The sequence below is a fragment of the Sorangium aterium genome (assembly GCF_028368935.1).
GTDB lineage: Bacteria > Myxococcota_A > Polyangia > Polyangiales > Polyangiaceae > Sorangium > Sorangium atrum.
In genome coordinates this window covers 1,222,771-1,234,509 of sequence record NZ_JAQNDK010000001.1, presented here as the reverse complement: position 1 = coordinate 1,234,509, position 11,739 = coordinate 1,222,771, and the positions used below count along the sequence as shown (strand labels likewise).

Genomic DNA, 11,739 nt, shown 5'->3' with positions numbered 1-11,739 from the left:
TCTTCCTGTTCGGGCGTCAACCGATCTCGCGGTAGTCGAACCAGTCGAAGTCCGCGTGCAGGCGTGTGCCGGCCAGGTCCTGGCACGCCATCCCGACGAAATTGCCCGTGAACCCACAGGGCACCGCGTGTTCGTCCGACAGGATGGACGCGTCGTGCTCCCACCCCACCGCGTGGAAGGTGACGCCATCCCGGGAGTAGAAGAACGATATCCGATCGTCCTTGATCTCGAGCCGCAGGAAGATGTTCTCCGCCCCGTCCAGCACGTACTCCTTCTCGATCGGGAACGTCAGGTTCCCCCGCTCGCACTTCATGAGCGCCAGGGCCTTCTCGGCGTGGTCCGCCCGTGAGACGTAGAGGTAGTAGAACGAGTCCGTGCTGTAGAACGCGACGATGCCCGCCATCTGCTGGAAGTGCTGAGGGGCGAATTGCATGCACGTCGTCGCTTGCACATGTTTGGCCTGCTGGCGCCGCGCGACGAGGCTCTGCTCGAAGTTCGACGTGATGCTCTCGCGTCCAATCAGGCGCAGGTACCCGGGTCGGGCGGCGAGGCTGCTCACGTCTGCCGGCAGCACGCGCGGCGACTGCCACTCGATGCCCAGCGTGGGCTTATCGAAGTCGTCGCGCTCGGGCGTCTTCGGCCACTCGTGGCGAGCCAGGTTCGGCCCCTCGTAAACGTCCAGCGGAACCTGCCCGCCCGAGGTCAGCCGAGGCCACCCCTCGACCCAGGTGATGCCCTGGAGCGCCGTCTCACGCCCCAGCGTCGACCGGCCATTCTGCAACGGCCGACGGCACAGGTGCGCGAACGCCCACGAGCCGTCCTTGTTCTCCACGAAGCTACCGTGGCCGGCGCTCTGGAGCCGCACATCGGGGCGGGACGCGCTGGAGATGAGCGGATTGTTCGGCATGACCTCGTAGGGGCCGTGAATCGAGCGAGAGCGCGCGACCGTCGCGGCGTGCGTGATGAACGTGCCCCCCTCCGCGGTCAGCAGGTAGTAGTAGCCATCTCGCTTGTAGAGGTGCGGCCCCTCCACGAGCCCCAGCGCGGTGCCTCGGAAGATGTTCTCCACCGGACCCACGAGCTTCTGCTCCTTGGGGCTGTACTCCTGGAGCAAGATCCCACCGAACGCGTTGTTGCCCGGCCGGTGATCCCACACCATGTTCACGAGCCACTTGCGGCCGTCGTCGTCGTGGAACAGCGAAGGATCGAACCCCGAGCTGTTCAGGTAGATGGGCTCCGACCACGGACCGGTGATGGAAGGCGCGGTGACCAGGTAGTTGTATACGTCCTTGAACGCCCCCGCCCAGCGTCGCGAGTTGGTGTAAATGAGGTGAAACAAGCCGTCTGCGTAGGTCAGGCACGGCGCCCAGATCCCGCCGGAGTTCGGGTTGCCGCGCATGTCCAGCTGCGAGTACCGCTCCAGCGGCCGCGCGACCACCCGCCAGTTGACGAGGTCTTTCGAATGGGAGATCTGGACGCCCGGGAACCACTCGAACGTCGAGGTCGCGATGTAGTAGTCGTCCCCCACGCGCACGATCGACGGATCGGGGTTGAACCCTCTCAGTGCCGGATTTTCAACCTTGCTCATTCACTCACCTTGATTGTCTCGTTGTGTTCCAGCGCAGCCAGTCCTGCTTCCAGCGCTCGACGGATACGCTCGGCATCGTGGGGACGCACCCCGCCCATGCGCCGCCGCTCGCGCGCCGGCGTGAGGCACCGGAGGTGCGTCGCCACAGGCAGCTCGGGGTGCAGCGCGAGCTCGGGATGCGGCGTGGGGGGCGAAGGCATCATAGGGGAACGTGGCGTCTGCAACGTCGCCCCTGCTGGTTCCCGCATCTGCGGTCCGTGGCCGCGCAGCGGGACCCGCCGGAGGAGCTCCGCCGTCGGCGCGCGAGGGTAGCACCGTGCGCGCCCACGTCCAGACGCTTCGTCCTGCTGCGCGGGCGCCTCCGGTGGGGTCGAGCGCGTTGAGCGCGTCGAGCGACCGCGCGCCAGCTCACGCCGCTGCCGTCGCGAGCTGCGCCGCGTCCGCCGGCCGCGCGCGGTTCCACGCGGACGCGACGGCGGCGAGCGACGCCATGTCGGCGTCCCCGTGCGTCCCCGCCCCGAAGCTGCGCTTGCGCCCGACCGAGATGGCCACGTACGCCGCCGTCTCGTCGCCGGCGCTCCTCGGGAGCGCGTGCGCCGCGTGCTCGTCCACCGCGATCGCGATCCCCGCGTGGCGCGAGAGCGCGCTCGCGAACGCCTCGACCGGGCTGCCGCCGGCGGCGCTCAGCGCGTGGGCGACGCCCCGGATCTGCACATGGAACTCGTGTCGTTCGTCTGCGCCCTGGCCGACGCGCCTGTGCCGGGTGACGCGGAGCGGCCCCGCGCGGTTCACGTACTCCCGCTCGAAGATCGCCAGGATCTCTGCCTTCTGCACCTCGCCCTCGGTCCGCTCCGCCCTGCGCTGCACGGCCTGGCTCACCTCGACGGCGAGCCCCCTCGGCAGCGTGTAGCCGTGGTCGTGCTCGAGCACGTAGGCCACGCCGCCCTTGCCCGACTGGCTGTTCACGCGGATCACCGCCTCGTAGCTGCGCCCGACGTCCTGCGGATCGATGGGCAGGTACGGCACCTCCCAGAGCGGGCTCCCGCCCTCGCGCAGCGCCTTGAACCCCTTCTTGATCGCGTCCTGGTGCGAGCCGGAGAAGGCCGTGTACACGAGCTCGCCGACGTACGGGTGGCGCGGGTGGACCGGCAGGCGGTTGCAGTGCTCGACCGTCTCCTTGATCGACTGGACATCATGGATCTCGAGCTCGGGATCCACGCCCTGGGACATCAGGTTGAGCGCCAGCGTCACGACGTCGACGTTGCCCGTGCGCTCGCCGTTGCCGAACAGCGTGCCCTCGACGCGATCGGCGCCCGCCATCACGGCCAGCTCCGCCGCGGCCACGGCGGTGCCGCGGTCGTTGTGCGGGTGCACGCTCAGCACGATGCTGTCGCGCTGCTTCAGGTTCCTGTGCATCCACTCGATCTGATCCGCGTAGACGTTGGGCGTCGACATCTCGACGGTGGCGGGCAGGTTCAGAATGATCTTCCGTGATGGGGTGGGCTCCCAGACGTCCATCACGGCCTCGCAGATCTCCTTCGCGAAATCGAGCTCGGTGCCCGTGAAGCTCTCGGGGGAGTACTCCAGCGCGACCTCGGTCCCGGGCAACCGCGCCGCGAGCTCCTTCACCAGCCGGGCCCCCCGCACGGCGATCTCGGCGATGCCCGCGCGGTCCAGGCCGAACACCACGCGCCGCTGGAGCGTGGAGGTGGAGTTGTAGAGGTGGACGATGGCGCGGCGCGCCCCGCGGATGGCCTCGAACGTGCGCTCGATCAGCTCGGCGCGCGCCTGCGTGAGCACCTGGATCGTCACGTCGTCCGGGATGAGCCCCTGATCGATGATCCAGCGCACGAAGTCGAAATCGGGCTGCGACGCGCTGGGGAAGCCCACCTCGATCTCCTTGAACCCCATGCGCAGGAGCTCGTGCCACATACGGAGCTTGCGCTCGAGGCCCATGGGCTCGACCAGGGCCTGGTTGCCGTCGCGCAGGTCAACGCTGCACCAGCGCGGCGCTCTCTCGATCACGCGGCCGGGCCAGCGGCGATCGGGCAGATGGATGGGCTGAAAGGGCTTGTACTTGTGGACAGGCATCGTGGACATGACAGGACTCCCTGAAAGCTAGCGATGGGAGTCGTCACGACACGACGACGATGCGGGGGACCCCCATCGGGACCAAGAAAACCGACGGGGGCCGTACTGCGAGGAGCGACGTCGTCAGCAGCGCGCGCAAAGGCCCCCGGGCCGTAGGCCTAGGCAGGGGCGTAGGGAGCGCGCGCGAGGGACGGACATCGAGGTGCAGCCTAGCGAACATTCGCGCGCCTGTCCAGCGCCGCGATACGAGGCGGCCAGGCGTGTCGCGCATCGTTGTGATCTTGCAGCGGCTGCTGGCGCTCGTCCCGCGCTCGTCCGGCGCGCAACGGGCGGAGCACAGCGATGCCGGCTGGCTCGACAAAGATGTAGCGCAGTGTCGATGACGATGGCTGCGGATCGAGCGAGCAGCGATATCGACGTGCCGATCGACCCGGCGCTCCAGGACCTCCGCAAGGCCTACGAGAGCGGGCAGCTCGTCGTGTTCGCGGGGGCCGGCGTCTCTGCCGCCGCGGGGCTCCCGGGCTGGCAGAAGCTCACCGAGCAGATGGTCGCGCGCCTGCGCGTGAGCGGGGCGCGGGCGGTGCCGGCCTGCCTGCACGCGATCGCGAAGGGTGAGATCGCGCGCTCCACCGGTGCGTAGCGGCGCGACGGACATGGACGGTGCATGTGCGTGCGCGCACACTCGTGCTGCGACGCGCGGGGCGCGGGGCGCGGATGCCAGTGTGAATGTTAAGACTACGATCAAAGCCTCCTCGTGTATCCTCGTCTGTCGCTCGCTCCGGGCGCGAGGTCACGGCGCATGCGAGAGCGCGAGCGAGGGTGGATTGACATGTGGAATCGACGATCGCTTGAACGATGGTCGCTCGCTGTCGCGACCGGGGTCGTTGTCTCTGCCTCCGGCTCCGGGCAGGCGCGCGCGGACGACGGCGCACCGCCTGCTGCGCCGGCCATGCAGACACAATCCCTGCCTGCGCCGCAGGCTCCTCCGCCTCCGGGCTTCCACGGCGCCCTGCCCGCGGTGGGCCCGAAGGTGCTCCCCTGGAGGGAGGGCGAGCCGGTGCTGCCCGGCTATCATCCGGAGACGCGCGTCCGGAAGGGGCTCTTGATCAGCGGCGCGATCGTCTTCGGAACCGTCTACCTGTTCACCGCGATCGGCGGCGGCGACGCGGTGTACCGTGGATCCCCGGGGTATGCGGCGCTGTTCGTGCCGTGCGCGGGCCCCTTCATCACGCTGGCCACGACCCGGCAGGACGACCTCGAGACCATGGCGCTCGTCCTCGACGGGCTCGTCCAGATCACGGGAGCCGCCCTGCTCGTCCCGGGTCTCCTCGTGCCGCGAAGTGTGCTGGTCCGCGACGACGTCAGCCAGCCGTTCGTGCTCCCGGCGCCGGTGGCGCTCGGCCCGAGCAGCGCCGGCCTCGGCCTCGTCGGTCGGTTTTGATCGAGCGACCTTCCCTATGCCGCTCGACCGTGACGGCGGCGGATCTGTTGCCCCTTGCCGCCGTCAGGGGTGCGCGTGGCAGGCGCCCGACGCCTTCCCGAACACCGCGTTGAACCTGGAGCCGCCGCTGTACACCTGCACGCTTTGCAGCTTGTACCCGAGCGAGGCCTCCTGGGCGGCGTACACCGGGTATACCAGGGTCGACGTGTCGACGTACGCGTGCGGCGCGCAGCCCGCGGCGGGGACCGCGAGCATGCTGAACTTCGCCGGGCTCCACGTGGTGTCGGCGACCACCTGGCCGACCTGCAGGCCCGCGGGGATGCCCGCGATGTCGCTCTGGACCAGCGCCGCCGACCGGCCGTACGTCAGCCAGTTCGATGTGCTCGCGCTCGTCGTGAACAGCACCGCATAGTACTGCACGCCGGCCACGCGGTACGGGAAGAAGTCGCCGATGCCATAGCCGCCATTGACGACATAGACGTTGTACAGGCTGTCGAGCTGGGCCTGGGTGAGCTGGTGCCAGAACGCCGTCTGCTCGCCGGACTGCCTGGGCGTGGCGGTGAAGTCGTAGACGGGGCTTCCGCTGCCGTCGATCCGGATCCGGGTCTCGCGCGGCACCCACGCCTCGTTCGCGCCGTCGTTCTCGGCGATCTTGGAGCCGCCGACGCCGACCTGCAGGAAAAAGCCGGTCGTCGAGTGCTGGTAGGAGCCCGTCACCTTGAAGCCGCCCTCGTTGTAGAAGCTGAGCGTCGCCGGGGCATAGCCCATCCCGCTCAGGTAATCCGGGTAGTCGGTGAACGGCTTCCAGCCGAGGTCGTGGAAGTCGGGCAGGAACGGCGCGAACAGCCGCGAGTAGTACGTCGGCTGATCGGTCTCCGTGAGCGGATCCTCGACATAGCAGCCGTTGGCCTTCTGGTACGCGCCGAAGGCGTCCACTTCTACCGCGATCTTGTCGTTCGGCGCCGTGGTGCCCTTGGGGACGGCGATGTAGACGTGCAAGTGCATGTTGCCCCAGTCGGCCGAGGAGACGCCGTTCGCGTCCAGGGTGTCCATGACCGTCATGCTGCTCCCCGCCCGCGCGATCTTGGTCCCCCGCTTGACGAGCTGGCCGGGCTTCACGGGGATCGTGTCCGACTCCTTGCCCCACCATTTCGCCAGGGGAGACTTGTTCGCGGCCAGCTGATAGCGCTGGCACGCCACCGAGGCGCCGCAGCTGATGTTCTTCACGGCGCTTGCGTCGTTCGTCGCTCCGTTCCGCAGGTGCATGTAAAGCGAGTAGATCTTCTTCCCGTTCTCGCCCGTGTGCTCGATGATGACGGTGTTGCCGCCGCCGCCGGGAGGTCCGTCGAAGTACACGCCGATGACCCTGCCGTCCGCCACGGCCAGGACATCGAAGCTCGGATCCTCCGAGCCCGAGGCGGCGCGCCCGATGTCCAGGCCCCGGTGGCTGCCGCCGCCGCCGTAGATCCAGCCCTGCCCCAGGCTGACCTGGTTCCCTGTGCTCTGGGGGCCGTAGGGCAGGCTCATGGGCAGCGGCGCGCGCACGTTGCGCAGGAACGTCTCCCGGGCCGCGGCGTCGGGGAACGCCGTCGCCGGCCCCTGGATGTTCGTCAGCAGCCGGTTCAAGAGGTCGGTCTTGGTGGCCGAGCTCGGCATGGCCTGGAGGCTGTCCGTCCACTCCTGGAGCTCGGCGTTCGCTCCGCTCGTATTCAGGTCTTCGCCGAGGTTGGTGTTCGGCGTCCCGCAGGCCAGGGCGGCGTCGTTCACACGGTAGGCTTCACTCACGCTCTCGACGCTCTCCGTCGTGAGCTCGTCATAGGCGCAGCCCGAGAGGATCGTCGCCGCGGTGAGGATTCGATAGAAGAGGGGGCGCGTGTTCATGCCGTGGGCGCATTGCACCTCACGTGCCGCCGCCTCGCACCCACGCCTCTCCGCGCAGCGCGCGCGCCGGATGCCCCCGCAGGGCAGCCCCTGGAGGCTGCTGCCTGCAGCCCCTGGAGGCTGCGGCCTACGCCCCTGCCGGCGCGCGCCTCTGGCCGTGGAATCAGACGATCTTCGACCTGTTTGCCGTTCTACTCGAACTCGGGGATGAGCTTGCCGATCTGGCGGATGCTGCTCATGACCTGCTCGTGCGACAGGCGCCCGACCTGCTGGAAACTCAGCAGGCGATCGATGCCGAGGTCCTGGTAGAACTTAATCTTTTGCCGGCACGTCTCCGGGCTGCCGACGATGAGCGAGTTCTGCTCCTTCAGGGCGTCGAACACCTCCTCGTTCGGGACGTCTTCGTTCTGCATGATGCGGGCGAGGACGGCGTTGGCCTTGGTCTCGGCCGGCGTCTTTCCCGCGCGGTCGCGCAGGAGCTGGCCCACGAGGCCGCCGCCCGCCGGGTCCTTGGCCAGCGCCTGCTCCTCGGCGTGGGTCCGCAGGAAGTGCTCCTTCGCCTCGAAGAACGTGAAGGACCCGTTCGTGTACCACGCGGCCGCGGAGGCGGCGCCGTTCTCCATGGCTTGCTGGTCCGTCTCGGCACAGTGAGCGAACGTGAAGAACCCGACCTGGTTGTTGATGAAGGCGCCCACGGGCCGCTCGCACCGGCGGATGGCCTCGCGGTAGATGCCGATCCACTCCTTCACCTGGTCGGGCGGCGCCCACAGCGTGACGCCGAGCGCGCCGACCCCGTTGCGCCCGGCCTGCTCGAACGAGGCCAGGCTCGAGCAGGCCTGCCAGAGGGGCGGGTGGGGCTTCTGGTACGGCTTCGGGATGATGGGCACGTTGTTGATCTCGGCGTCCTCGCTCTTCCAGGAGAACCGCTCCTGCGTCCACATCTTCGGGATCATCTCGAACGCCTGCTGCATCTGATCGCGCGTCCGGTCCGGAGGGATGTTGAACGTGCGCCACTCCGGGATGGTCGAGCGGGCCAGGCCGAGCTCCAGGCGCCCGCCGCTCAGGTGATCGAGCATCGCCGCGCGCTCGGCGACGCGGATGGGGTGGTTGAACCGGAACGGCGACAGCACCGAGGCGTGCCCGAGCCGCATCGACGTCGTGTGCTGCGAGATCGCCGCGAGCATCACCTCCGGCGCCGACGAGTAGCTGAACTCCTCGGCCGTATGGTGCTCGACCTGCCACCAGCAGCCGTACCCGAGCCGATCGGCGAGCTTCGCCTGCTCGAGGGTGTTCATGATGATCCGGTGCTCGTGGTCCTCCGACCACGGACGGGGACTCTGCATCTCTGTGAACAGGTCGATCTTCATTACTTCCTCCCTCGCGAGTGCTGCGCGCCAAGCATCGATCCGTCGCGTACAAAACGGCAATGTGTGGTTTGCCGCACACCGATGTACATGTCGACGGATCGCCGGCATCGGGCGCTCAGAGGCTGTGATGTGCGTGTAGACCGTCGCGGGAGACTTCCTGTTGAGGGCTCCTCGGGGCCGGCGCTCCGGGCCACGGGGCGCTCCGGAGGCCGCGGGCGATCGCCACATCTTCGCCACAACCTCTCCGTGTTTGTTCCTCGTCGGGCGCGCGGGTGCGCCTCACCCGGGGGGTACGTCCATCGAGGTCTGCGGCGGCCGTGACCAGGCCGCGCAGCGCTCACCCCGATGGAGGTCCTCGTGCAGGCGCAAGCTACCTGTCTCCCCGTAACGTCATCGCCCGAGTCCGGCACGGACACCGGCGCAGAAGAGCCCGTGGAGCGTCGGGGCGACGCCCCCGCGGCCCCCGTGTCTAGCCCCGCTGCGGAGCCCACCGCGGGCGCGGGGCACCGCAGCTGGACGGCTGCCCTCCTCGCGGAGCGGCCTTCGGTCTCGCTCCGCGAGGAGCTGTCCCGGTTCGGCGTTGGCCTCGGCCTCGCCTCGCTGTACGGCCTCTCGCTCGGCGCGCGGCAGGGCGGCGTGTCGTTCGTCCGCCACGCGGCCGGCGTCCCTGCGGCGCTGATCGCCGTCGCCTGCGTCGGCGTTCCGGCGCTCACGATCGTGCTGACGCTCTTCGACGCGCCGCTCGACCCGCCGCGCGCGCTGTCGGCGACGGCGCGCGCCGCCGCCGCGACGGGCCTCGTGCTCGGCGGCCTCGCGCCCGCCTCGGCGCTCTTCGTCGTGACGAGCGGCGCGGACGCGACCGCGGCCCTCATGGGGCTGCTCGGCCTCGCGGTGGGCGGCGCCGTCGGCATCTGCATCCTGCTGCGCGACCTCGGCGCGGTGCTTCAGCGCAAAGACGATCTCGCCGGTGTATCGGGGACGACCGCGGCGCTCGTCTTGTTCGCGGCGTTCGCCGTGGTGCTCGCGCTGCGCGTGTGGTGGGGGATGCTCCCGATCCTGAAGGGGGGTGGCCTGTGAGCGCCTCCGTCGTGAGCCGTCTCCTCCGGGCGCCCTCCGAGGTGGCCGCGAGCTGCCGAGAAGACAGGGACATCCGCGCCATCGCGCTCGCGTCGCTCGGCGCGATTGCCCTCGGCTCGGCCGTGTTCGGCGGCGTGATCGGGAGCTTCCGCGGCAGCGAGCAGATCGTCTTTGCGGCCGTCAAGGTGCCGCTGGCGATGCTGATCACGCTCGCGCTGTCGGTCCCGGCGCTCCACGCGTTCTCGGCCGTGCTCGGGCGTCCGTGGCCCATGCGGTCCGTCATCGCGCTTGCGCTCGCGTCGGCGGGCCGCTCATCGCTGGTGCTGCTCGCGTTCGCGCCGGTGCTCTGGCTGGCCATCGACGTGGGGCTCGGCTACCACGCGTCCTCGGTCGCCGCCTGGCTCGCCTACGCCGTCGCCGGCCTCGCGGCGCTCGGCGTGCTCGTGCGGGGCATCGGCGCGGGCCGGGGCCGCTGGCTCACCGCGGTCGCTTTCATGGCGGTCTTCTTCGCCGTCGGCGGCCAGGCCGCCTGGATCCTCCGGCCCTACCTCGGGCGGCCGAGCGAGAAGGAGGTCCCGTTCCTGCGCGCCCGCGAGGGGAGCTTCTCCGACGCGCTCGTGAAGAGCTTTCGCTCCGCGCTCACCTACGACGACGATCTGCGCTCGCACGGCGGGCTGCGCCCATGGGAGGGACCCTGGCGCGATGGCGTGGCTCCGGTCGATGACCCGCCGGCGGACGGCGCGACCGTACGGGAGGTCCCGCCGGCGGACGGCGCGACCCAGCGGGAGATTTCGCCGGCGGACGGCGCGACCCGGCGGGAGATCCCGCCGGCGGACGGCGCGGGCCTGGACGGCCTCGATCGGGGCGCCGAGCGCGGCGACCGGGTGAAGGAGGCGCCATGAGCCTCCGCGATCTCTCGGTGCTGTACCTGATCGCTGGGCTCGCGTGCGCTGTGGCGGTGTACCGCGCTTCCCCCGAGGGACGCCGCCGCGCCGCCCTCTCCGCGGCGCTCTGCGTGCCGCTCTGGCCCATCTGGGCGCCCATCGCGCTCACGGCGGGCCGCGGGGAGGGGAGCGAGCGCGTGAGCGGCGCCGCGGGCGAGGCCGCCGCGCGCGTCCAGGGCGCGCTGCGCGAGGGGGTCAGCGCCTGCGCCGGCACCTCGTTCGAGGCGCTCCTCTCGCGCGAAGCGGCCTCGCGGATCGAGGCCGAGGTGGCGCGCGCCGCCTCCCGGCATGCGGAGCTCGACGCGCTGCTGCGCCAGAGCGGCTTCGACGAGGGCGCCGCCGCGGCGCGCGTCGCGGAGATCGAGCGGGGCGGCGGCGGCGCGGGCGCGCGGTCGCTGGCGACGGCGCACCTCCACCTCGAGAACATCCGGCGCCTGCGGGCCATGCGCGACCGCGACGCCCGCGCCCTCGAGGAGCTCGCGGATCTCGTCCAGGCGCTGCGCACGCAGCTCGTGCTGGCGCGCTTCGCCGGATCCTCGGTCGAGGGCGTCGGTGGTATCGTGTCCGAGGTCTGGGCGCGCGTGGAGGGCCTCGGCGCGGCGATCGACGCGCACGGCGCCGGAACAGAGGGACCGATCGCGACGTGAGCAAGCACATCCTGGTCGTCGACGATGAGGCGCGCATCCGCGAGGTGCTGCTCTACGCCCTGCAAAAGGAGGGGTACGCCGTGACGGCGGTGGCCGACGGGCGCGCCGCCGTCGAGGCGGCGGGGGCGGGCACGGTGGACCTCGTGGTGCTCGACGTGATGCTCCCCGAGCTCGACGGCCTCGAGGTGTGCCGGCGGCTGCGCGCCGGGAGCAGGACGCCGATCCTGTTCCTGTCGGCGCGCGCCGACGAGGTCGACCGGATCGTCGGCCTGGAGCTCGGCGGCGACGACTACCTCACGAAGCCGTTCTCGCCGCGCGAGCTCGTGGCGCGGGTGCGCGCGCTGCTCCGGCGGACCGAGGCGCCGCCTCCCGCGCCCGCACCGGCGGAGGCGCGCGCCGCGGTCCTCCGCCACGGCCCGATCGAGGTCGACACCGAGCGTCACGAGGCGCGCTACATGGGGCAACTGGTGTCGCTCACGGCGACGGAGCTCGGCGTGCTCGGCGCGCTGCTCGAGCGGCCCGGGGTGGTGCTCTCGCGCGGGCAGCTCATGCAGCGGGCCTACCGCTACGACAACCTGATCACGGAGCGCACCATCGACACGCACGTTCGCCGGATTCGCGCGAAGTTTCGCGTGGTTGGCGGCGATCCGATCGCGACCGTCCACGGCGTCGGCTACAAGCTGCAGGGGGCGTAGCCGGGTCT

Annotated in this window: 10 protein-coding genes; 6 read left to right on the top strand and 4 right to left on the bottom strand. The window is 70.4% G+C overall.

The features are described 5' to 3' along the window. Positions 1-16: 16 nt before the first annotated feature. Positions 17-1,588, bottom strand: coding sequence for a glycoside hydrolase family 43 protein (locus POL72_RS04545; protein ID WP_272093769.1), 1,572 nt, complete (start codon positions 1,586-1,588; stop codon positions 17-19). 408 nt (positions 1,589-1,996) lie between these two features. Further along, entirely contained in the window at positions 1,997-3,688 is a 1,692-nt protein-coding gene (gene leuA / locus POL72_RS04540; protein ID WP_272093768.1) for a 2-isopropylmalate synthase, read from the bottom strand. A 370-nt stretch (positions 3,689-4,058) separates the two neighbouring features. Between leuA and POL72_RS04535 the strand changes: the two genes are divergently transcribed. Further along, positions 4,059-4,319, top strand: coding sequence for a hypothetical protein (locus tag POL72_RS04535; protein WP_272093767.1), 261 nt, complete (start codon positions 4,059-4,061; stop codon positions 4,317-4,319). Positions 4,320-4,508: 189 nt separating this feature from the next. Then, the gene (locus POL72_RS04530) at positions 4,509-5,120 is read left to right on the top strand and encodes a hypothetical protein (protein ID WP_272093766.1); all 612 of its coding nucleotides are present in this window, start codon (positions 4,509-4,511) and stop codon (positions 5,118-5,120) included. 63 nt (positions 5,121-5,183) lie between these two features. Here POL72_RS04530 and POL72_RS04525 read toward each other — a convergent pair whose 3' ends face one another. Beyond that, positions 5,184-7,001 carry a M23 family metallopeptidase gene (locus POL72_RS04525; RefSeq protein WP_272093765.1) on the bottom strand — a complete coding sequence of 606 codons (1,818 nt, stop codon included), beginning with the start codon at positions 6,999-7,001 and terminating at the stop codon, positions 5,184-5,186. A 191-nt stretch (positions 7,002-7,192) separates the two neighbouring features. Then, entirely contained in the window at positions 7,193-8,368 is a 1,176-nt protein-coding gene (locus tag POL72_RS04520; RefSeq protein ID WP_272093764.1) for an LLM class flavin-dependent oxidoreductase, read from the bottom strand. Positions 8,369-8,725: 357 nt separating this feature from the next. On the opposite strand from POL72_RS04520, the gene POL72_RS04515 reads away from it, so the two are divergent. Genes POL72_RS04515 through POL72_RS04500 form a run of 4 tightly spaced genes read left to right on the top strand, consistent with a single transcriptional unit; the run spans position 8,726 to position 11,731 of the window. Further along, entirely contained in the window at positions 8,726-9,445 is a 720-nt protein-coding gene (locus POL72_RS04515; protein WP_272093763.1) for a hypothetical protein, read from the top strand. Next, positions 9,442-10,347 carry a hypothetical protein gene (locus POL72_RS04510; RefSeq protein WP_272093762.1) on the top strand — a complete coding sequence of 302 codons (906 nt, stop codon included), beginning with the start codon at positions 9,442-9,444 and terminating at the stop codon, positions 10,345-10,347. The genes POL72_RS04515 and POL72_RS04510 overlap by 4 nt, the downstream gene beginning before the upstream one ends. After that, positions 10,344-11,036, top strand: a complete 693-nt coding sequence (locus POL72_RS04505) for a hypothetical protein (RefSeq protein WP_272093761.1) — start codon at positions 10,344-10,346, stop codon at positions 11,034-11,036. Before POL72_RS04510 ends, POL72_RS04505 begins: the two co-directional genes overlap by 4 nt. After that, positions 11,033-11,731 (top strand): response regulator, encoded by a 699-nt coding sequence (locus POL72_RS04500; RefSeq protein ID WP_272093760.1) that lies wholly within the window; start codon positions 11,033-11,035, stop codon positions 11,729-11,731. Before POL72_RS04505 ends, POL72_RS04500 begins: the two co-directional genes overlap by 4 nt. The last annotated feature ends 8 nt before the right edge of the window (positions 11,732-11,739 follow it).